18 protein-coding genes are annotated in these 22,371 nt (G+C 65.2%); 9 read left to right on the top strand and 9 right to left on the bottom strand.

The window, feature by feature from the left end; genetic code table 11:
- The first annotated feature begins 250 nt into the window (after positions 1–250).
- Complete coding sequence (locus tag PX52LOC_RS35485; RefSeq protein WP_149114520.1) at positions 251–844, top strand: hypothetical protein; 594 nt, start codon at positions 251–253, stop codon at positions 842–844.
- A 40-nt stretch (positions 845–884) separates the two neighbouring features.
- Here PX52LOC_RS35485 and PX52LOC_RS35490 read toward each other — a convergent pair whose 3' ends face one another.
- The 8 genes from PX52LOC_RS35490 to PX52LOC_RS35525 form a co-directional block, all read right to left on the bottom strand.
- Complete coding sequence (locus PX52LOC_RS35490; protein WP_246173818.1) at positions 885–4,331, bottom strand: S41 family peptidase; 3,447 nt, start codon at positions 4,329–4,331, stop codon at positions 885–887.
- A gap of 149 nt (positions 4,332–4,480) precedes the next feature.
- Positions 4,481–5,515, bottom strand: coding sequence for a carbohydrate-binding family 9-like protein (locus tag PX52LOC_RS35495; protein ID WP_168219408.1), 1,035 nt, complete (start codon positions 5,513–5,515; stop codon positions 4,481–4,483).
- Positions 5,516–5,526: 11 nt separating this feature from the next.
- Positions 5,527–5,982, bottom strand: a complete 456-nt coding sequence (locus PX52LOC_RS35500; RefSeq protein WP_149114523.1) for a zinc-ribbon domain-containing protein — start codon at positions 5,980–5,982, stop codon at positions 5,527–5,529.
- Positions 5,983–5,998: 16 nt separating this feature from the next.
- Positions 5,999–7,228 (bottom strand): alpha/beta hydrolase family protein, encoded by a 1,230-nt coding sequence (locus PX52LOC_RS35505; RefSeq protein ID WP_149114524.1) that lies wholly within the window; start codon positions 7,226–7,228, stop codon positions 5,999–6,001.
- Between the two features lie 101 nt (positions 7,229–7,329).
- Positions 7,330–8,466: a transglutaminase-like domain-containing protein gene (locus PX52LOC_RS35510; protein WP_168219409.1), complete on the bottom strand. Its 1,137-nt coding sequence runs from the start codon at positions 8,464–8,466 to the stop codon at positions 7,330–7,332.
- A gap of 49 nt (positions 8,467–8,515) precedes the next feature.
- Positions 8,516–11,767, bottom strand: a complete 3,252-nt coding sequence (locus PX52LOC_RS35515) for an efflux RND transporter permease subunit (RefSeq protein WP_149114526.1) — start codon at positions 11,765–11,767, stop codon at positions 8,516–8,518.
- A 45-nt stretch (positions 11,768–11,812) separates the two neighbouring features.
- Positions 11,813–13,165: an efflux RND transporter periplasmic adaptor subunit gene (locus PX52LOC_RS35520; protein WP_149114527.1), complete on the bottom strand. Its 1,353-nt coding sequence runs from the start codon at positions 13,163–13,165 to the stop codon at positions 11,813–11,815.
- A 102-nt stretch (positions 13,166–13,267) separates the two neighbouring features.
- Positions 13,268–13,939, bottom strand: a complete 672-nt coding sequence (locus PX52LOC_RS35525; RefSeq protein ID WP_149114528.1) for a phosphopantothenoylcysteine decarboxylase domain-containing protein — start codon at positions 13,937–13,939, stop codon at positions 13,268–13,270.
- A 57-nt stretch (positions 13,940–13,996) separates the two neighbouring features.
- Here PX52LOC_RS35525 and PX52LOC_RS35530 point away from each other — a divergent pair, with 57 nt between their 5' ends.
- From PX52LOC_RS35530 to PX52LOC_RS35560, 7 genes are all read left to right on the top strand, one after another.
- Positions 13,997–14,764, top strand: coding sequence for an SDR family NAD(P)-dependent oxidoreductase (locus tag PX52LOC_RS35530; RefSeq protein ID WP_149114529.1), 768 nt, complete (start codon positions 13,997–13,999; stop codon positions 14,762–14,764).
- Positions 14,765–14,796: 32 nt separating this feature from the next.
- The gene (locus tag PX52LOC_RS35535) at positions 14,797–15,852 is read left to right on the top strand and encodes a hypothetical protein (RefSeq protein ID WP_149114530.1); all 1,056 of its coding nucleotides are present in this window, start codon (positions 14,797–14,799) and stop codon (positions 15,850–15,852) included.
- Between the two features lie 54 nt (positions 15,853–15,906).
- A complete protein-coding gene (locus tag PX52LOC_RS35540) occupies positions 15,907–16,791 on the top strand; it encodes a hypothetical protein (RefSeq protein WP_149114531.1) in 885 nt (294 codons plus the stop codon).
- A complete protein-coding gene (locus PX52LOC_RS35545) occupies positions 16,788–17,999 on the top strand; it encodes a DUF3299 domain-containing protein (RefSeq protein ID WP_149114532.1) in 1,212 nt (403 codons plus the stop codon). Before PX52LOC_RS35540 ends, PX52LOC_RS35545 begins: the two co-directional genes overlap by 4 nt.
- Positions 18,000–18,065: 66 nt before the next feature.
- Entirely contained in the window at positions 18,066–18,485 is a 420-nt protein-coding gene (locus PX52LOC_RS35550) for a TIGR03067 domain-containing protein (RefSeq protein WP_168219411.1), read from the top strand.
- A 1-nt stretch (position 18,486) separates the two neighbouring features.
- Positions 18,487–18,975 (top strand): NYN domain-containing protein, encoded by a 489-nt coding sequence (locus PX52LOC_RS35555; RefSeq protein WP_149114534.1) that lies wholly within the window; start codon positions 18,487–18,489, stop codon positions 18,973–18,975.
- The gene (locus PX52LOC_RS35560) at positions 18,972–19,712 is read left to right on the top strand and encodes a hypothetical protein (RefSeq protein WP_149114535.1); all 741 of its coding nucleotides are present in this window, start codon (positions 18,972–18,974) and stop codon (positions 19,710–19,712) included. The genes PX52LOC_RS35555 and PX52LOC_RS35560 overlap by 4 nt, the downstream gene beginning before the upstream one ends.
- On the opposite strand, the gene larB is transcribed toward PX52LOC_RS35560, so the two are convergent.
- Positions 19,709–20,467: a nickel pincer cofactor biosynthesis protein LarB gene (gene larB / locus PX52LOC_RS35565; RefSeq protein WP_149114536.1), complete on the bottom strand. Its 759-nt coding sequence runs from the start codon at positions 20,465–20,467 to the stop codon at positions 19,709–19,711. The two genes, PX52LOC_RS35560 and larB, sit on opposite strands and share 4 nt — an antisense overlap.
- Before the next feature lie 201 nt (positions 20,468–20,668).
- Here larB and PX52LOC_RS35570 point away from each other — a divergent pair, with 201 nt between their 5' ends.
- The gene (locus PX52LOC_RS35570; RefSeq protein ID WP_149114537.1) at positions 20,669–22,369 is read left to right on the top strand and encodes a hypothetical protein; all 1,701 of its coding nucleotides are present in this window, start codon (positions 20,669–20,671) and stop codon (positions 22,367–22,369) included.
- Positions 22,370–22,371: the final 2 nt, after the last annotated feature.

Raw genomic sequence — 22,371 nt, forward strand, 5'->3', positions numbered from 1 at the left:
ATCGAAACAATCCGTAAAGTCACCCGAGTTTTCGCAGAATCTCTGCACGCCCGTCTGAGATTTCGCCCGCCGGTCGAAGCCGACACTGTCGGCGGATCGGACTCGCCCAGCAGTGTTGGCCTGGCCTACGTTGCGGGGCGAACCCAATTTTCCCGCGAACCACCTTCTTTCCTGCCCCTCCTATCTCCGTTACGTCCGCTTCTGACCGAGTTTTTCAACCAGGTAGGAGGACGCACCGGAGGGATTCACCATGAAGAAGATCGCAATGTTGGCAGTTGCCCTCGGCCTGGCCGTGGCCGGCGCACGGGCGACGATGGACGTCCCGCAGGTCGAAGCGTACCGCGAGGCCGCCTTGCGGGCCGTCGAGCGTGTGCAGTACGGCATCGAAGCGAACCCGGTCCCCATCGTGATCGCGCTCGGCACGTTCCTGCTGACGGTCGTGTACCACAAGGCGAAAGGGAAGTCGTTCCGGGAGTCGGTCGAAGTGGCCGCAACCCGCGTGACGATCTTGCCGGCCCCCGCGGCACAACTGCCGCCGGCCGCGCCGGAGAACGTCGTCCTGAAGCGAGCCCAGGCCCGCGCGACGCGGTCGCAGTTGCTGGCCGATCAGGTCGAAATTCGCACCCGGATCGCGAAGCTGCCGGAAGCCGTCGTGAAGGCCGAGAAGGATGCGTGCTACGCCGAGAAGGCGGTCGCTGACCTGAAGCGCATCCTCGGCGAGAAGCACAAGACGCGCAACACGGCCGTCGCGAAGCTCGAAGGCTTGCAGACGGAACTGGCGACCGGCGAGCGTGAGTTGGCCGAAATTGAAAGCGAATTGGAGAAGCTGGCGGTGGTCGCGTAAGTGAAAGAAGCCCCCGGACGACGTCCGGGGGCTTCTGCGTTTACTTCGCCCGCTTCGGGTAGTCGGGCCGCTTGATCTCCTTCTTCGGCTCATTCTTCAGGGCCTCCAGCGCCAGTTCGATCGCCTTCTCTAACTGTGGGTCTTTGCCGGCGATCAGGTCCTTCGGCAGCATGTCGATGTCGTAGTCCGGGGCGACGCCCTCGTTCTCGACGATCCAGCCTTCTTCCGGCGTCCAGATGGCGAAGTTCGGGGCCGTGACGGTGCCGCCGTCCATCAACACCGGGTAGCCGCTGATGCCGACGAGGCCGCCCCACGTCCGCTTGCCGACGACCGGCCCGAGTTTGAACTTCTTGAACATGTACGGCAGCATGTCACCGCCCGAACCCGCCCCCTCGTCGGCAATCATCACCTTCGGTCCGAACACCGCCGCACTCGGCGACCGCCACTCGCTACCGTATCGGGGTGCCCAATACGACGCGAACGGCCGGCGAAGCGTGTCGATGTAGTAGTCGGCGATCTGCCCGCCGCTGTTGAACCGCTCGTCGATGATGAGCGCGTCCTTGTCCACCTGCGGGTAGAAGTACCGCTTGAAGTACGCCACCCCCTGCCCCGCCGTGTCCGGCACGTAGACGTAGCCGACCTTGCCGTCGGTCGCCTTCGCGACTTTGCGGAGGTTTCCCTCGACCCACTCGCGGTTGCGGAGGGCCAACTCGTTCGACAGCGGTTCCACCGTGACCGTGCGGCTGTTCTTGCCGTCAGCGGTCGGGCCGACGGTCAGTTCGATCGACTTGCCGGCCGCGTTCTCGAACAGCGAATAAATCTCGGTCGGCGCTTTCAGGTCCACGCCGCGGACGGCGAGCAGGAAGTCGCCTTCCTTCACGTTCACGCCGGGGGCCGTCAACGGCGACCGCAGCTCCGACGTGTAGTTCAGCCCGCTGTAGATTTTCTTGAAGCGGTAGCGGCCGTCGGAGACTTCGTAGTCGGCCCCGAGCAACCCGCCGCCGACGGTTTTCTTCTCATTGACCCGCTCCCCTGGCGTCGTGTAACTGTGGCCGACGGCGAGTTCCGAGAGCATCCAGCGGATAACCTTGTACAGATCGCCGCCGTTGTTGACGTGTTCGAGGAACGGTTCGTACTTCTTCTCGACGGCTGGCCAGTCGGCCCCGTGCATATTCGGGTCGTAGAAGAAGTCGCGGTTGATCCGCCATGCTTCGTGGAAGATTTGTTTCCACTCGGCCCGCGGGTCGACCCGCACTTCGATGGCGTCCAGGTTCAACTTCCCGCCACCACCGCCGGTCGATTCAGCCGGGGCCGCCGCACCGCCACCACCGCGACGACTGCCGCCCAACGCCGGGGCCGCCGCGGGTGCCGCACCGCCACCGCCGGACGTGCTGGTGATGTACCAGTCGCCGCCCTGCGAGTAGAGCATCTTGCGGCCGTCGGGCGTCAGTTCGTAGCTGCCGACGCCGGCCTGCACGGTGCTGACCCGGCGGGCCTCCACGTCGAACTTCATCAGCGTACCGCCGCCACCTCCGCCTTCACCGCGACCGCCACCCTCGGGCCGCGACAGGACGAACACCTGGTTCGCCGCGCCCGCTTGCAGGCTGCCGTAACTGCCCGACGGCATCGGCAGGGCGATGATCCGCTGGTCAATCCCCGCGAAGTCAATGCGGAACTGGTTCGCCGGCTTCGGCTCAGTCTTCTTCGGCTCCTCGTCCGGCTTCGGGGCGTCTTTCTTCGGCTCGTCCTTTTTGGGTTCGTCCTTCTTCTTCGGCTCCTCCTTCTTCTCGTCGTCGATCATGGGCCGGCGGGCGGGGTTGCCCGGCGTCATCGGCTGAATGCCCTTCTCCTCGTCGCTCTCGCGGAGGAACGGCGACGGCACGTCCTTTTGCAGCACCGCCATGTAGACGCTGAACCGCGGCGATCGCACGTCCGAGGCCGACTGCGAGAAGCCGTGCTTGCTCATCCCCGTGTCGCTCGACGACAGGAAGTAGAGGTACTTGCCGCCTGCGTCGAAGGCCGGGCTGACGGCCTCGTTCAAACCGTCGGTCACGGGGAACGACTTGTTCTGCTCCAGCGAGTAGACGTACACGCGGCCGACCTTCGCGGGCGTCTCCATCGAGTACGTCACCCACTTGTTGTCCGGCGACCACGACGAGTTCGACACGCCGCGGCCGAGGCCGTCCTGGGCCGACACGATCTTCGTGATCTTGCCACTCTCGACGTCCAGCCAGAACAGCGATTGCGAGTTATCGACGTACAGCAGCTTCTTCGAATCCCGCGACCAGGTCGTGCCGTAGTAGAAGCCGCCGCCGGTCATTTTGATCGTCTTCTTGTCGCCCTTGCCGGACTGCGGGGCGAGGACGAGGTGGTACTCGCCGCCCTCGTCGGAGAAGTACGCGATCGTCTTGCCGTCCGGCGACCAACTCGGCGACCGCTCGTGAACACCCGGCGTGCTGGTCAGGTAACGGGGGTCGCCCTTCTCGGCCGGCACGGTGACGATCTCGCCGCGGAACTCGATGACGGCCCGTGACCCGCTCGGCGACACGCTCGCGTCGCGGGCGTACTTCGCCCCCTTCACGAACCGCGTCCGCGCTTCCGGCGAATCGGTCGCGATGCTCACCTTCAACCGCGTCGGCGACGTTTCGCCCGGTTTCAGCAGGTGCAGGTAGCCTGCCTGTTCGAGAATCAGCCGATCGTCGCCGTGGTTGATATCGAGGACGGGGAAGTCCTTGAACTCGGTGACTTGCTTCACGTCCTCGGTCGCCGGCTTGTGACCGTTCGGCTTGAACGCGAAGACGTTATACTCGCCGGCCCGGTCTGACCGGAAGTAGATCGTGTCGCCCAGCCAGTTCGGGTCGAGGTCGTTGCACCGATCCTTCGGTTGCGGGATTTCGACCACGTCGTGCGTCGCCACGTCGTAGACCCAGATGCGGCTGTGGGTGCCGCCGCGGTAGTGCTTCCACTGCGGCGTGGCATCGCGGACCGGCGTGTACGCGATGTACTTGCCGTCCGGCGAATAACACGCCTCGAACCCCCACGGGATCGGCAGTTGCGTGGCCATCCCGCCGGCCAGCGGGAGTGTGAACAGTTGGCTGTGCCGGGTCGAGAAGACGTTGCGGTTCGACGAGAACAGGATCTCGCCCTTCGGCGTGAAGCCGCGAACGACATCGGCACTCGGGTGGTAGGTCAGCCGCGTCGGCGAGCCACCTTCGACGGGCAGCGTGTACACGTCGACGTTGCCGTCGTACTGACCGCTGAACGCGAGAATCGAGCCGTCCGGCGAGAAGACCGGGTACGACTCGACGCCGAGATCGGTCGTCAACCGCCTGGCGTTCTTGCCGTCGAGGTCGGCGGTCCACAGGTCTTCGCCGTAGACGAAGGCAATCTTCTTCGCACTAACGGCCGGCATCGACAGCAAGCGCGTGTCGTCCGAACTGCGTGCGGCCGCCGCCAGTCCGGCGGTGAGCAGCAGGGTGTAGAGCATCTTCACGGGTGCGGAACTCCGAGGCGACGGGAATGAATTCGGAGAGAGGGTGCGAGGAGATGATAGGCGCGAGTGGAGACTCTTCAACGAGGCCGCTGGGCGAACAAGGGCAGGAACTCCCCGCCCTTGCTCGCCCAGCGGCCTCGTTTCTATTTGTTGGTGATTCGACTGTCGTCGCGAATCGTCCACGCCTTCAGCGTCGCCTCGAAGCCGTTGCGTGTAACTTCGATCTCCGGCGTGCCGATCTTCGGCGGCTTCCAGCCTAACTCGGCGACGGTCTTCGCGAAGCGGTTGTTCTTCTTCTGGTAGTCCCGCTGGGCGTAGTACAACTCGTGCAGCACGTCCTTCACGCCCTGTGCCGGGTCGGGCGTGTATGCCACCTTGCCGCTCGTCTTCGTGCTGAACTGCACGTAACCCCAGCGTTCCGGGCGGTGCATGTCGATGACGCCTTGCGGCGACCAGACCCAGTTGTGTTCGGGCTTGCCTTTCACCTTCACGTACTTGCCGTTCTCGATTGTCGTGTCCCACTCGACGCGCGAGAAGTTGATCCTCCACTGGTCCCCGTCCTTCGGCGGTGTGGCGGCGTTGGACATCTCTTTCAACCCGTCCCACGGCCAGAAGATTTCGACCGACCAGCCCTTATCGGTGTCGGTCGAATCGTTGAGCGTGCCGTCAAGGGCGACGGCCGTCTTCAGGCCGATAATCTCCCATCCGTTGAGAGCCTTGCCGCCGTCCTTGTACGGCTTCGAGAGCAGCAAGTCCCACGTCGTATTCTTCGCGTTCAGTTCGAGTTCGCCGTAGAGGTGGTTGTCCCCGTCGGGATCGAGGAACACTTCGAAGTCCGGGTCTTGGAAGATGACCGCGTCGTGCTGTGTGAACGTCGCCCACAGGTGCGGCTCCTCCATCTCGGCAGCGATGTAAAGCCCCTTGTCATCCCAGAGCATCTTCATCCGCGTGCGGTACCGCGGCTTCGGCTTCTTCTCACCTTCGATGTCCCCGAAGTCCTCACTCCACGGCGCGGCCTTCCAGGCATCATCGTCGAGCTTGCCATCGATGACCGGCGACTTCTCGGCCTTGAGGCAGACATAGCCACGCGGCGCCGGGTGTTCGGCCGGGCCGTCGGCCGCGAGAAGTGGTAGGACAGCGATGATTAGAGCCAACGCAAGCCAGACGCGACTTAGCATGAGATAGTCCTTCATTCGGCGGCCAATTGGCGTTCGCAGCAATTGCAATTTTCAACAATCAGGATGTACGTGAGGTTGCACGCCTTGCATTTCCGGCGTGCCGCGCCGGCCGCGGAATCAACAAATTGCTTCGCCAACTCGCGGGTGGTCATCGCCTTCGCGAGTTTGTCAATGACTTGCTCAACAGCCGTTCCCGATTCAAGGTCTGAGCGAGCGGCGGTGACCGCGCGATAAGCCAGCGATGGCGGGTCACTGTTCACTGCGTCGGGATTGAATTGCAACTTGCAATGAAGGCACTCGACGTAATCTTTGATGCGTCGCGTCTCAAAGAGCGGGATAAAGAACAAGGTAAAGTAGCTCCCAATGCGCATCCGCTTGAACGCGCGCGTCGCGTTGCAATTCGGGCAATACAATTCGTCCCGCGACTGTTCAATGTTCCGCTCTCGTTCGCCAAGAATGATGAACATCAACTGCCTCCTTCCATCACTTCACCGCCAGGTCCACGCTCACCTCGGCCTCGAACATCAGTTTCGGGTCGCCGCGGCCGGCGAGCGTCTTCAACAGTATGCCGATGGTGCGGTCGGGTTTGCCCTCGAACAGCGTCTTACCGGCGTGCGTGATCGTCACCGGCTTCTCTAGGTCGGCCACGCGGTCGTCGAACCGCACGATCAGCTTGCCGACCTTCTCGGCCGTCACGATGTCTACCTTTTGCCCCTCGCGTTGCGCGACGACGAGCGTATCATTCTTCGCCTCGGCGTCCGGCACGGCCAGCCAGTACGAGCGGTCGTGCGGTGTGCCAGTCTGCTTCCACACGACACGGTCGGGCACCGGATTGCGACTGAACTTCGCCATCCACGGCAGGGCGACCTTGTCTTCCAGGTTCATCCAGTGCGGCTTCCCCTCGTGGACCTTCACGAAGTGTTGGTACCCCTTCGGGTCGTCCTTTTGCAACTTGTCCAACTTCTCGCCGTACTCCTTCGCGACCTCGTTCCGCTTATAGGCCGCGTCGTTGCCGCCGACTTGCAGGGCGAACGGCACGTTCCGCAGTGAGAGCAGCGACACGCCGTTCGGGTGCCCAGCCATCATCGCGGCAGCCGCCCAACTGTCGGCCATGCGTGGGCCGAGTTGGTACACGCCGTCGCCGCCGGCCGAGTAGCCCATCACGTAGACACGGTCCGGGTTCACGTCTTCCAGCACGATCAGGTCTTCGATGAGCTGCGTGAAGAGGCGGTCGATGTGGGCCTCGTGCCAGAGGTTCCAGGTGTTCGTCGGTGCCCGCGGGGCGAGGTAGATGCCCTCGTCGAGCGTGTACAGTTTCTTCTGGTTCTGCCACTGACTGTCGTTGACCTGTTTCGCAGCGTTGCCGCCGCCGTGCAGCGACAGCCAGAGACTACGGCCACCCTTCGGCTTCTCGCCGAACGTCTTGAAGTCGAACGGCATCTCCAACTTGCCGTCCTTCAGCACGCGGTCCTTGATCTCGGCGGCCCGGTCCTTTCGCACCGTGGCGGCGTGGTATTCCCAGATGAGCTTGCGGGCGGTCGCGGCATCGGCCTTCGTCAGCGGCACGTTAACAAAGGGTATCGGTTCGAGGTCGGCTGCGTTCGGGGTCAGCGCGGCTTCAAGGGCTTTGATGGCCTTGGCGGACTTGCCGGCGTCGGGCGGGGAAGCGGCAAGGGGAAGGGCGAGCAAGAGAAGTGCGAAAGTTGTACGCATGGCAAATCGTTCTGAAGGAAGGCGAGCGGCCCGGCGTGAGCGGGCCGTGTCTAAGCGTATCGAGACACGGCCCGCTCACGCCGGGCCGCTCGCCGTTGCGCTTACTTCGAGTTCAACTCCACTACGACAGCTTGCGATTCACCGGCCTTACCTGTCGTGATCCTCTTCGTTACGTCGCCGACTGTCACCGTGTACTCGGTCGCCGGCAGTAGGTCGAACTCGAGGGTGTCGTTCAAGTCGGCCGACTCGCTCCGGGACTTGCCTTCGAACTTCGCCTTTCCGCCGCTCACCGTCACGGCCGCCGCGACCCGCTTCTTGTCGGCGGTTAACACGCGAATGGACACGCGGACGGTGTCGGCCTTCTTCGCGGTCGTCTTAGCGTAGCGGTCGGTGACGTTCTCGCCGGGCACGTTCTTGTTGTCGCGTGCCCACACGAGAGGGAAGTGCTGATCGGTCTTACGAAAGCTCGCGGCGTAGATGGCGTGTTCGGGATTGTCCTTCTGCGCCTTGGCCGCGTCGCCGACGAACCAGCCGCGGTCGAGGCCGAGCGGGTCGGGTTCGCACGCCCCGGTGAAGTGCCAGTCCTTGTCCCAGACTTCGAGCCAGGTGTGATTGCCGCGCTTGTCGGACCAGTTCGGCGTGCCAACCAACCGTGTCGGCACACCCACCGCCCGGCAGGCGTCGCTGAGGACAATCGACAGGCCGGTACAGGAGGCCGTGCCCTGGGCGATCGATTCCTTCGGGCTGAAGTTCGGGGCCTTTCGCTGCGGGGCGTACTTCAGTGCCAGCTTCGGATACAGTTCCTTGTTCAGCTTCATCGCCACTTCGGTCGGCGTCTTGCAATCCTTGACGATTGGCCGACACAGGTCGGAGAATTCTTGCCGCCACGGGTCTCGCTTCTCGTCGATGTTCGCGTAGGGCAGCAGGTTGTTGAAGAACACATCCTCGTGAATGTCCTTGCCCCACGGCACGTCCTGCTTGGCCTTGTACGCCAAGGCGTGGTTCGCCTTCAGGAAGTCCGCGGTTAGCGTCGTCAGGTCGCGGTCGGGCATGTTGGCGACGAGGAACTCCATTCCCTTCCGCTGCTCTTTCGGCACGCCGTCGAGGGCCGCTTCGAGTTGCGGGCGGTTGTCCTTCGCCTTCGCGAGAGCCTTCTCGACTTCGGCTGGCCGATCGGCAGTAAAAGCGGTTGAGTGCGTGAAGAGACTCACGACAAGAAGTGCGATCCAAGAGCGCATGATGCTGTTCTCCACCGGAGAGGTGGAGAACAGCATACCGGGGCGACGACTATTCCGCCACGGCGTGCGCCGGTTCTTGCGGCGCGACGCTCAAGGCCACTTCCTCGGCGTGCTTCTTCTCTTCCTCGTTCTTCGGCTTCGACGGGCCGTTGATGAGTTCGATCAGCGTCTGAATCGCCACGTAGAACGCCGGCACGAAGAACACGGCCAGCACCGTTGAGGAAATCATGCCGCCGAACACGGCCGTGCCGAGTGACCGCCGACTCGCCGCCCCCGCCCCCGTCGCGAACACCAGCGGGACCACCCCGAGGATGAACGCGATCGAAGTCATCAAGATCGGCCGGAACCGCATCCGCGCGGCCGTCGTCGCGGCCTCGCGGATCGACCTCCCGGCCATCCGCAATTCGCGGGCGAACTCGACGATCAGGATCGCATTCTTCGACGCCAGAGCGATGATGAGGACCACGCCGATCTGCGTGTAGATGTTATTGTCCAGGCCGCGGATCTTCACCCCGGCGACGACGCCGAAGATACCGAGCGGCACGACCAAGATCACGGCCAGCGGCAACAACCAACTTTCGTACTGGGCAGCCAGCACGAGGTACACGAGGAACACGGCCAGGCCAAAGACCACCACCGACTCGCTCAGGGTGAATTGGTAGCCGAGGATTTCGTGCGGTTGTGGGGCCAGCCGCTTCTCCTGGTGGGCGATCGACGTCCACTCGTAGCCCATCGTCTGCGGGAGGACCTGGCCGGCCGTCCGCTCCATCACGTCGAGAGCTTGCCCGGAGCTGAAACCGGGGGCCGTCCCACCGCTGATCGTGGCCGACGGGTACAGGTTGTACCGCATGATCGACTGCGGGCCAACGCGGACTTCGGCCGTCAACAGCGTCGCCAACGGCACGCGGTCGCCCCTCTGATTGCGGACTTCCAGACGGCGGAGCAACCGAGTGTCGCCGCGGAAGAAGGCGTCGGCCTGGACGCGGACCTGATACGTGCGGTCGAAGACGTTGAAGTCGTTCACATAGATCGAACCGAGGTTTGCTTGAAGCGCGGCGAACACATCGCTCAACAGTACACCCATCTTCTCGGCCTTCACCCGGTCGATGTCGAGGTAAATCTGCGGCACGCCGGCCCGGAAGGTGCTCCGGATGGCCGGGGGTGGAAGGATCTCGGGGTTCTTGATCGCCTCGGTGATGATCGCCTGCGTCCGTTCTTGCAGCGTGTCCGAGCCGACGCCGCCCTTGTCCTCGATCTTCATCTCGAACCCGCCGGAGAAGCCAAGGCCCATGATCGACGGCGGGATGATCACGAAGATGTTCGCCTCTTTGAACCCGAACAGTTCGCCCTGGATGGCGTTCTTGAGCGCCGTCTGCGACTCCTCCGGCTTCGTCCGCTGCGACCAGTCGGTCCAGGCGATGAACGCGGTCGCACCGTTCGGGGCCGCGGTGCCGTCGAGTAGCGACAGGCCGCCGAGTACGAACCAGTTCTCGACCATGCCCCGTTCCTTGTACCGGGCCAGCACCTCGTTCAGCTTGTCGGCCACTTCCCGCGTTCGTTCCAGCGAGGCCGAGTCCGGCAATTGCACGGCGACGATGACGTAACCCTGGTCTTCCTCGGGCAAAAAGCCAGTCGGAATGGCCCGGTACCAGTTCGTAGTGAGCACGCCCACCCCGACGAACAGCACGAGTACGAGCCACCAGACCTTCACCAACTGACGGACGAACCAGTCGTACAGCCTCTCGACGGGCTTGTAGAAGAAGTCGAAGATCTTCGTGAAGAAGTTTTTGCCGGCGTGCGGTCGCAGATAGGCGGCGCACTGGGCTGGCTTAAGCGTGAGGGCGTTCACGGCGCTGATGACGGCCGTGGCCGCGATCGTCAGGGCGAACTGCCGGTACATTTGCCCCGTGATGCCGCCGAGGAAGGCGGTCGGGATGAACACGGCCAATAGCACGAAAGTAATGGCAATGACCGGCCCAGTGACCTCGTTCATCGCCTTGATCGTCGCATTCCGCGGCGATTCGCCGTTCTCGATGTGGTGGGCGGCGTTCTCGACGATCACGATGGCGTCGTCCACGACGATGCCGATGGCCAGGATGAGGCCGAACAGCGTTAACAGGTTGATCGAGAACCCGAACAAGTACATGAACGCGAACGCGCCGATGATCGTGACCGGGACCGTGGTCGCGGGCACGAGCAGTGCCCGCCAACTTTGCAGGAAGATCAGGATGACGATGAGGACCAGCCCGCCGGCTTCGAGGATCGTCGAGTAGACGTTCGTGATGGCCGAGTCCACGAACTTCGTGGTGTTGAACGGGATCGTGTACTCCATCCCCTTCGGCAGCGTCGGCCCGATGTCCTCCAACATCGTTTTCTCGACCCGCTTGGCCACGTCGAGCGCGTTCGAGCCGGGGAGTTGGTAGACGAGCAGGTTGGCGGCCGCCATGCCGGACCGCGTCTCGAACGAATCGTAAGTCTGGGCACCGAGTTCCACACGGGCGACGTCCCGAAGGTAAACGATCTGCCCCCCGGCCCCCGACTTCACCACGATCTCCTCGAACTGCCGCACGTCGGTCAGGCGGCCGAGGGTGGTCACGGTGAGTTGAAACGCCTGCCCGTTGCCGACCGGCGGCTGGCCGATTTGGCCGGTCGCGGCCTGCACGTTCTGGCGGGCGAGCGCGGCTTCGACGTCCTTCGTTGTCAGTCCCCGGGCGGCCATCTTGTCCGGGTCGATCCAGACCCGCATCGAGTAGTTACCGGCCCCCTTGACCGTCACCTCCCCGACGCCGGCGACGCGGCTGAGTTGGTCCCGGAGTTGAAGCGTGGCGAAATTCGACAGGAAGATCGGGGGGAACGTCTTATCCTGCGACGTGAGCGAAATCACGAGCAGGATGTTCGACGACTGTTTCTTGACCGTCACACCCTGCTGCCGGACTTCGGCCGGCAGGCGCGGCTGGGCGACCGCCAGCCGGTTCTGCACGAGAACCTGGGCGGTGTCGAGGTTCGTGCCGATCTCGAAAGTGATCGTCAGTTGGTACGACCCGTCGGCCGAACTCGTCGAGGACATGTACATCATGTTCTCGACGCCGTTGACCTCCTGCTCGAGCGGGGCGGCGACGGTGTCGGCGACGATTTTCGCGTTCGCGCCGGGGTAGCTCGTCGTGACGATGACCGTCGGCGGCGTGATCGACGGGTACTGCTCGATCGGTAGCCGCTGGAGGGCGACGACGCCGAAGAGCATGGTGAGGATCGCGAGGACGTTCGCAAAAATCGGGCGGTCGATGAAGAAACGAGAGATCATAAGGTCCGAGCCGAGGTTGAGGGGGCGGTTCCAGGGGCGGTGGCACTACTTCGCGGGCGGCGGCGGTTGGAGCGCCCACAACTCAGGCTTAACTTCCATCCCCGGACGGACGATCTTCTGAAGGCCGTTCACCACGATGCGGTCCCCCGCTGCCAGCCCCGTCTCGATCGCCACGACCGCGAGGGCCGACTTGGGGGGCAACGGCTTCCCGACCGACCCGTCAAGCATCTTCTGCTCGGCCGGCGGGTTGAGCATCCACGGCGGAGTTGGCGCGACTCCCGCCGGGGCAACCTTCCACACGACCTGCGGCTGCACGGTCACGATCCGCTTCTGGGCGATGCCGTTTTCACCAATGACGAAGACGTAACGGCCCTCCTGCCCAGTCATCAAGGCGTCCTCCGGGATGACGGGCATCACGCGCGGCGAGCCGACGGGGACGCGAACCTTGGAGTACAGGCCGGGGTAGAGGAGGCGGGACCTGCCGTTGCCGGCGAGCGGGTTCTTGAGGCGGCCGCGGATTCGGACCGTGCCGGTGCCGGTGTCCACCCGGTTCTCGCGGAAGTCAATCATGCCGGAATACGGGTAGCCGAGGTCGTTCGCAACGCCGACTTCCATTGCGGCCTGGACCGCGTCCGCCGTCGCCGATGCGTTTTGAGCGGAACGGAGGTACTCGACCAGGTCGCGCTCGGCCGCGTCAAAGTACACGTAGAGTTCGTCCATCCGCACGATGGTCGTCAACAGCGTCGTTTCGCTCTGACCGACGAGGTTGCCTTGCGTCACGAGCGTGCGGTTAATCAGCCCGCCGATCGGGGCCTTGATCTGGGTGTACTCGAGTTCGAGTTTCGCCGTGCGGAGGGCGGCTTCGCCGGCCTGCTCGTTGGCCAGGGCCGTCTGTAACTGCGCCTGGTTCGCGGCGAGGGTGGCGACGGCCTTGTCCTTATCGGTCTGGGCACTGGCGTTGCCGAGATCGGTCTGCCGCTTGAGTTCCGTCTCGGCCAGTTTGATCTGGGCCTTCGCGTTGGCGATGTCGGCCACGGCTCGGGCGATGTCGGCCTGAGCCTTCGCGACGCCAGCCTCGTACTCCCGCGGGTCGATGGAATACAGGGCCGCCCCCTTCTCCACCTCAAGGCCTTCCTTGAAGTGAATTTTATCCAGGTAGCCCTTCACGCGGGCCTTCACTTGCACCATCTCTACGGCGTCGAGGTAGCCGTTGTACTCGAAGTAATTCTGGACCGAGTACATGGCCGGTTGAAGGACCGATACGGCCGGCGGCGGCGGGGCCTGCGGTGCGGCCTTTTGCCCCTGGCAACCAAAGGTCAGAGCAATCAGCGAAACAAGGCCGACCCGGCTCCACGGTCGGAATCGGGACTGCGAATGGGCGGATGGATACGTGCGCATGAAAAGCAATACCCTGGAACTCCGCCCGACTTACAGGCAGGCGACTGCGGTCATGATACGTCTCGGCTCGACGCCGGAATACCTTACCCAACCCTGGCGGCGTCAGTCCAGGCGATCCGACGTGTGTCGAGCTTCGACCGCGGCGAGTAACTTTGACGCAAGTTCTGATCGGGTAACGCGATGGTACGTTTCACCGGCCCCGAGGTACGCCCAGTCTTTCATCCCGTCGAGGGTGTTCGCCACCATCAGGTCGGCCCCGGAGTGGGTGCGCGACCGCTCGGCGATGTCGAGCAACTCGGCCTCCGTCACACCGACTTCGAGTTTGAACTTCACGAGGGTACCGGCGAAGTGCCAGACGGTGCGGACCTTGTCGATCAGCTTCGGGGCGGGCGTCAGTCTCAACCACAGGTCGGCGTGGTGGCCCTTCACCTTGCCGGCCGACACGTCTACGAACGCCTCCCCTTTCTTCGCGAAGGTGCCGACGACGTGGTAGTCGTTCACCGCCGCGGCATGGACGATGGCGTCGAACCCGCCGCCGGGAATCGCACCGGCCATCAGCGATTCGAGGTCTTCGAACGTGCGGTAAGACTGAACGCAGAGGGCGTGCCCGGCTTCGACCACATCGGGGTGCGACGTGAACAGCGTGACGGCGTGGCCGTACTCGGCGGCCTTCGTCGCAATGGTCGCACCGGTGCGACCGCTGAAGATGTTGGTGATGCACCGCACGCGGTCGATCGGCGTCTGAGTGTTGCCGGCCGTGACTAAGATGTTCATGCGGATCACGATACCCCGGCCCGCGAGATCGGGCCAGACGTTCCGGGTGCAAGGCCGATGTCAACGAATCGCGTCGCGGTGGTCACGGGCAGCGGCAAAAAGCGGGTCGGGGCGGTCGTCGCCGAGGCGCTGGCCGCCCGCGGGTACGATATCGCCGTGCACTACCGCAGTTCCGCGGCGGAAGCGGAAGAAACAGCCACGTCCCTCCGCCGGCACGGGGTCGCGGTGCAGACCTTCCCGGCGGACCTGCAAGACGAAGGGACGGTGCGTGGCCTGGTGGACGCCGTCTTGCACCAGCTCGGCCGCATCGACGTGCTGGTGAACTGCGCCGCCATCTGGGAGCGCAAGCCGCTCGAAGAGGTGACGGCCGAGGACGTCCGCCGGCACTTCGACACGAACGCCCTCGGCACGTTCCTGATGTGCCAGCACGTCGGCCTCGCAATGGTGAAGCAACCGATCGGCGGCGTGATCGTGAACGTCGGCGACTGGGCCGAGGTGCGGCCGTACCTCGGCTACGCCGCGTACTTCCCGAGCAAGGGAGCGGTGTCCGCGATCACCCGCAGTCTCGCCGTGGAGTTGGGGACGCGGAACCCGAAGGTGCGTGTGAACGCCGTGCTGCCGGGGCCGGTGATGTTGCCGCCGGACATGCCCGCGGACGAACGGCGGCAAGTGATCGACGCCACGCTGGTCAAGCGCGAGGGCACGCCGCAACACGTCGCGCAGGCGGTGCTGTCGCTGGTCGAGAACGACTTCCTGACCGGCGTGCTGCTGCCGGTGGACGGCGGGCGAACGGTGTTCGCGGGTGACGGCGACAGTCCGGCTTGACCCGTCGACGGTCGAAGTTATAACCCCACACCATGAACCGATCCTCTTCGTGGGCCGTCGCGATCCTACTCCTCGCTGGGCTGCCAGCTCTGGCGGAACCGCCCGCGGTGAAGGCCGTTCTGCTCGACGACCTGAGCATCCTGGAAGGAACGGTCCAGGAATTCGACGGCGGGTTCGTGCGCGTCACGCCGGCTACCGGGGCGGCGAAGGTTCTCTCGGGCAAGTCCATCACCTACGTCGGCGATTCCCGTGACAAGGTCTACGACTTCGTCGCGAGCAAGGCCAACATCGGCACGGCCGACGGTTCCCTGAAGCTCGCCGGCTGGTGCGAGAAGGTCGGCATGACCGATCGGGCGTTGAGCCACGCGCGAGCGGCGGCCGCATTAGCCCCGACCGACTCGATTGTGCGTGAGGCGGTCGTGAAGTTGGAGAAAGCGGTCGCGGCCAAGCCACGCACCGACCCGGCCGTGAAGCCTGCCGCCGCGACAGCACCGACGACGGAGAAAGGCCCGCCGCAAGTTGCGGAGTTGCCCGCCGACGCGGGGATCGTGTTCGCGTCGAAGGTGCAGCCCGTCTTGTTGAACCAGTGTGCCAACTGTCACGCGCAGAAGGGTCACACCGGGGCGTTCAAGCTCACCCGCATCGCGGAGGGCTACACGAACCCGGAAGCGACGGCGGCCAACCTGAAGGCGACCGCGGGACAACTAAACCGCGACAACCCGACGACCAGTCCGCTGCTCACCTACTCGCTGACGACCCACGGCGGGCAGAAGTTGGCGGCCTTCGGCGACCGCCAGCGGCCGGCGTTCCAACACCTCGAAACCTGGGTGCTGGCGGTGCTGCCGAAGGCGACGGGCAAAGGGTTCGCCGGCAACTGGGCACCCAAGGCGGCCGCAGTTCCGGAAGCAGAACCCGTGAGCCTGCCCGGTGCTATCGTCGGCACGTCGGCGCAGCCGGTGGTGGCGAAGCCGTTTGCCCCGCCCGCCCCGGTCGCGGTGCCGCCCGCAGCGGTGCCGCCGAAGAGTAATTCGCGCGACCCGTTCGACCCCGGCCGCTTCAACAGCCTGCCGAAGAAGGCCGAAAAGTGACGAAAGCCCGCCGGTCGCGGCACCGTGGGAATCGGCTTCTTGTATGATGCGGGTATGAGCTTCCTCGACCGCTTCGCCGCCGCCGCGACCCCACCGAATCCCGCCTCGCTGCAACTCCTCTTCGCCGCCGACCTGCTGGACCTCACCGCCGAGGCACTGACGGCCGCGGTTCGCGATTACCACCCGAGCCTGTCCGCCGCGACCATCGATCTCGTTCCGGCCGGCGAACTGCCGGCCGCCGCCACAGGTATCACGCCCGACGGCCCGCCGCCGCTGTTGCTAGGCCTCGCCGCGTGGGGCGAGCACGTCGTGAAGATCGTGGCGTTCGATTCACCGATGCCGCCGAACGCGGTCGAGAGCAGCCTCCGCCCGGCCCTGCTGCCGCCGGAGTTCAAGGAGCAAGTTCGCCGGCACCGCGCCCACGCCCTGCTCTACTACGCCGGCCGGCACGCCGAACCGTTGGAGCAACTCGTCGCCGTTAGTTGCGTGGCCGGGGCGATGGCGCACCTCGGCACGATCGCCACACTGAACGAGGAAGCCCGTGCGGCCGTTGCCAGCTTCGCGCTGCTGCCCGACGACGACGGCGAGGACATGCTCGCGAGCCTCCGCGGGCTGCCGATCCCGTTCCTCTTCGGCGGCTTCGTGAAGATGGAACTGACCGACGTGCCCGGCGTCTGGCTGCGCACCTTCGCCTGTCAGCGACTCGGGTTGCCGAACCTGGCGTACCACTCGCCGGGCCACGCGGACGGCGAGCGGGTGTTCCATCTCTTCAGCGGCATCCTCGGCTACCTCCGCGAAACCGGCCTCGCCTTCGAACCGGGGGAGTTGGTCCGCGTCGATGAAGCCACGTCGATCCGCGTGCGCGAGCCGGAACCGAAGGAATGGTGGCTCGACAGTGACGGCCCGCTCTGGGTGCTCGAACCGGCGGAGGCATCATGACCCGTCTCGCGTCCTTGTTCTTGCTCGCCGTCACGGCGGCCCCCTCGTTCGCAGGGCTGTACTACTCCGGCGAGGTCACGAACCCGCTGCCGGCGAAGTGGCGGGGGTTTCTGATGGACCATCGGATGCTCCGGGCGCTGACATCGCCGAAGGCCGTCACGCCGATTCACGACGGCTACGCGGCCGCGCTCACCGAACTGGAAAGTGCGGCCGCTTCGCGGATGCTGACCGCCGACGAGACGGCCGACCGCGGGGCGTTGCTCGTCCGCTTCGGCAAGGCCGAGAAGGCGGTCGAGGTGCTACGGCCGGCCGTTCGCGACAACCCGAAGCACTTCCGCCTCGCGGCCAACCTCGGCACCGCCTGGCAACTCGCCGGCGATCTCGCACAAGCGGAGGCCGCTCTGACGGAGGCCGTGATGCTCGCCCCGCCCGCGACGAAGGCCGCGGAGGAAGCGCACCTGAAACTCGTTCGCCTGCGCCGCAAGGAGGGGAAGAATCCTGCCGACGCCCCGGACGTGATCTTCGCGAAGGACGCGAACGCCGCCGTTGTGCAACAACTCGCGCTCTGGCTGCCGGGCGACGGCCGGTTGCTCTGGCAACTCGCGGAGATCGCGCACGCGGCCGGCGACGTGCGGACGGCCGCGAGCATTCTCGACGGCTGCGTCACCGAGTTCGGCATGAAGTCCGAGAGTCTTCGCAAAAAGCGGCAGCAGTGGCGGGCCGTCGTTGAGGAACTCGACAAGCGCGAGCACGTTTCCGCCGATCGCGGCACGCTCGCGTTTCGGTCCGCCAGGCCACTGGCCCGCACCTTCGACGAGAGCAAACTGCCGCCGATCAACCCCGACGGCCCGACGCCGCTGCCCTGGGCCGCCCTGGGCGAGACAACCATCGGCAAGAAGTTCGCCGTCAACCACCTGAAGTTCGTGGACAGGCTCGATGGCAAGCCGGTCTCGCTCGTCGGCTTCATCCGCCCGACCACGGCGGACGCGGAGTTGGAGGCGTTCTTGTTCACGGAGTTCCCCGTCGGCTGCTGGTTCTGCGAACTGCCCGAGCCGACTGGCATCGTGAGCGTGCAACTGGCGAAGGGCGAAGTGGCCGACGCCGTGAAGACGCCGGTGAAGATTATGGGCACCTTGAAACTGAACCGCGACGACCCGGAAGCGTACCTGTTCAGCATCGTCGACGCGAAGGTCGGCGTGGCGGATTAACTGCGTTGATTCTATTCTCGCGTGGCTCGTACCGACGGTACAATGACCCCAATCAGGAGATCGCGGATGCGGATTTTGAACGCGCTACTGCTCGGTCTGTTCCTCGCACTGCCCGCGACGGCGGACGATAAAGCCGACAAGCCGAAGCCACCGCTCGCCGGTGACTGGACGCTGGTCCGCGAGGCAACAGCCGGCGGCGAGTTGGCCGCGAAGTTGAAGGAGAACGTCGTCCGCGTCACCATCGACGCCGACGCGATCACCGCCGGCCGACCCGCGGCGTACAAACTCGACGCCGACAAGAAGCAGATCGACGTGACCCTTGACGGCGGGCCGAAGGGCGAACAAGGCACGTACCCCGGCATCTACGAACTGGCCGGCGACGCCCTCAAGATTCACCTCGCACTGCCGGGCCAACCGCGGCCGACCGACTTCACGGCGAAGCCGACGACAGTGCTTCTCGTGCTGACCAAGGGGAAGAAGGGCTAACGTGCCATTCCTGGTGGACGGCTACAATCTGATGCACGCGGCCGGCTACCTGACCGCGAAGCCGACGCAACGGCTGGAGCCGATCCGCCGCCGGTTCCTCGACTGGCTGGCCGGCGTCGGCCGCGCGAAGAAGGCCCAATTCCGTGTGGTCTTCGACGGGCAGGCCTCGCCGTCCTCGTCGCCAGAAGGGGACCACGGCGGGGTGAAGGTTCGCTTCAGCTTCGGGCTGGCCGCAGACGACGAGATCGAAACGCTGTTGGAAGTCCCCTCACCGGGCTTGGTGGTGGTGTCGAACGATCAGCGCCTGCACGAAGCCGCGCGGCGGGCGCACGTGACCGCGTGGCGGTGCGAGCGATTCCTCGACTGGGTCATTCGCGACGAGACGCCGCCTTCGCCGCCCGAAGTGATTCCGCCGGAAAAGCCGACATCCCCGGACGCCGACGCGGAACTGCTCGCCGTGTTCCAGCAACCACGGGGCCGAGGACGATGACCGAAGCGGAATGGCTGACGTGTCAGACGCCGCGGAAAATGATCCGGGCACTCGGCACGAAGTTGTTCGGCCGGAGGCACACACTGTTCCTCACCGGCATCGTGCAATCGCTTGCGGAACACCTTTCGCCAACGGCCCGGTCGTTGGTCGCCCTCCACGAGCAGTTCGCGGAAAGGGAAATTGAAACCGCCGCCTACCGCGAGCAATTGGCCGCCCTTGACGCCGCGGATTGTCAAACCCTCGATCGGCCGCTACCGGTCAGCCCGGCCGAACTGGCGGCGCATAACGTCGACGTGTCGATTTTCAACATCCTGCAAGCGCTCAAGTCCTACCAGTCCAATAACAGCCTGCGGGCCTCCCTTGAGTACGGGACATTGGCCGCCGTCAATGCCACGCCGGAATGCCTGCGTCCCCAGGCCCGCAAGGATTTTCAGAGTCATGCCTGCGACCTGCTGCGAGAATTGTTTCCGCCACTAAGTCGCGAGTACGTCGTTCAACCCGACTTCGTCGGCGGTGGTCTGCTCATGCCCGACGGCACGACGTTCCGCGTCCCCGAATTTGCCCGCAACATCGCCCTTGGCGTGCAGCGCGATCAGGCGTTCGACCGACTGCCGATTCTGGCCGACGCCTTGGAAGACGCGCACTGCCCCGACCGACCGCTGCTCGACCACTTGCGGCACGGCACGAACCACCGCCGCGGGTGCTGGGCACTCGACTTGGTGCTAGGCCGCGGCTAACTCTTCGCAATCTTTCGCACCATCAGGGCGGCGGCGTACCCCGCCTTGAAGCCGGCGTCGATGTTCACCGTCACTACGCCGGCCGAACAACTGTTGAGCATCGTCAGCAGGGCCGCCACGCCGCCGAACGCGGCCCCGTAGCCGATGCTCGTCGGGACCGCAATCACCGGGCAATCGACCAATCCGCCCACGACGCTCGGTAATGCTCCGTCCATTCCCGCACACACGATGACTACGTCGGCAGCGGCGAGGCGGTCACGCTTCCGCAGGATGCGGTGCAATCCGGCCACGCCAACGTCGGCGATCAACTCAGCGTTCGCCCCCATCACGCGGGCGGTGTTGATCGCCTCGTAAGCCACCGGCAGGTCGCCAGTGCCGGCCGTCACCACGAGTACGTCGCCGACCAACGGCGGGCGGTCGCCGGGCGTCGGCAGCCAGAAGGTGCGGGCGAGGTGGTCCACTTCCGCCTGCGGGAACTCGGCCGCGAGGTGCTGGAATTGTTCGCCGCTGACCCGCGTGGCGAGGCAGTCTTGCCCCGCCTCGCGCATCCGCCGGACGACCTGGACGACCCAGTCCGCCGTCTTCCCCTCGGCCAGCACAACTTCCGGGAAACCGCAGCGTTCGCGACGCTGAAAGTCGAGCGTCGCGAAGCCGAGATCGCCCGTCATCGGCGTGAGTTGTTGCACCACCGAGGCAATCTCGGTTTCGCCACGGCGAACGGATTCGAGCAATCGGCGAACGTCATCGGCAGTCATCGCGGCTCATTCCTGGTGAGGGTCGTGGGAGGTCCGTTTTATCCCGGCGGGGCGAGAGTGAACACGCGAGGGTTGAGAGTCGCCGAACTTGAATCTTTTTCAACACTTCCCCGCCTGCGCTGAAGTTCGAGGCCGGAATAGCCGATACACCCGGAAGAACCGGATTCCCGGTCGGTGGCGTTCGGCCAGCGAGGGTGGGCCATGGCAGGCAGAACACGGAACAAGCTGGCGGTCGGCGTCGTCGCACTCGCGGTCGGGTGGCTCGCGTTCACCACGGTTCGCCCGGCTGTCGGCCAACCGGCGGGGACCGATGCCCAGGTGATGAAGTCGCGGAACCTCGCCTTCGACCTGAACGTCGACGCCGATCAGAAGGGCGCGATTCACTCCATCGAACTGTACATCTGCCGCGACAACAGCGGCGTGTGGGAACTCGGCAACACCGCCACGCCGGACGCCAAGTCGATCCTGTACACGGCGAAAGACGACGGCGTGTACCTCATCAACATGGTCATCGTCTACAAGAACGGCGTCCGCGACCCGGCCGACGTGACGAAGGCCGCCCCGTTGCAAAAGCTCCTCGTCGACGCCACCGCCCCGGTCGTGCGGTTGACCGCCGACCGTAAGGGCGACGACGTGCAAGTCGGCTGGAGCGTGGACGAACGGAACCCGGCCGACGCGAAGACGAAGCTCGAATGGAAGCCGATCGGCGATTCGGAACTCGCGTGGAAGAGCGTGACCATCGGCACCACCGACCGCCGTTCCGCGTCGTTCAACCCCGGTACCGCCGCCGGCCTGACCGTCCGCGTGACGGTCGAAGACGTGGCGGGCAACGTCACGGTGCAATCGAAGGACGTTCTCGGCACCAATACGAGCGTTAGCGCGTTCGCGCCGCCGGCCGGGACGCCCGCCCCGGACGTCAAGCCGCTCGGCAACGACGGCGGCCTCGTGCTGCCGAAGATCGCCCCGCCTTCGAACCTGTCGGCGATGCTCAATCCCGCGCCGCCAGTCATCGATCTGACGAAACCGGCACCAACGCCGAGCATCGCCCCGCCAACGATCATCCCGCCCGCGATGCCCGCACCGGCACCGCCCGCGCCGTTGCCGACACCCGTCGCCATCGCGCCGACCGCGCCCCCCGGCCCCGCTCCGCTGGTGTCCGGGCAGGGAGTCGGGGGGACGGCCGTCACCCCGGCGGCGGCCGAGGCACCCGGCGTGAAGGTCATCAACTACCTGAAGTTCGAGGTGCCGTACCAACTCGAAGCGGGACCGTCGGGGATCAGCAAGGTCGAACTGTACGTGACCCGCGACGACGGCAAGACGTGGAACCGCTGGAGCGTTCACGACGGCGAGCAGAAGCCGCTGCACGTGGCCCTCGACACCCGCGGGAACGTGCAGCCCGAAGGGAGCTACGGCTTCCGCCTCGTGCCGATCAGTGGCGCGGGGATCAGCGAACTGCCGCCGGCGGAAGGCGGCGTGCCGGACTTCCGCGTGCTGGTCGACCTGTCGCCGCCGCTCATCAAGGTTTACGCGCCCGAAGCGGACCCGGCACGGCCCGGCGTGCTGACGCTGAAGTGGGAGGTCAAGGACAAGAACCCGCTCAAGGACGGCGTCGCCGTCGCGTGGAGCGACACACTGGGCGGGCCGTGGAAGTCGATCGGCGGGGAAACCGCGACTACCATCGTGGCCGGCGCGGGCACCGACATGCCGGTTCGCCTGCCGGACACCGGCAGTTACGCCTGGAAGCTGCCCGAGAAAGTCCCCGCGAAGGTCTACCTTCGCATGACGGCGTGGGACGCGGCCGGGAACAAGAGCGAGGTGACGACGCCCAACCCCGTCCTCGTGGACCTGACGAAGCCGCGGGCACGGATTCAGGACATCATCCCGGCCGGCGGCGTGCGGTAACG

The organism is Limnoglobus roseus (assembly GCF_008254045.1).
Lineage (GTDB): Bacteria > Planctomycetota > Planctomycetia > Gemmatales > Gemmataceae > Limnoglobus > Limnoglobus roseus.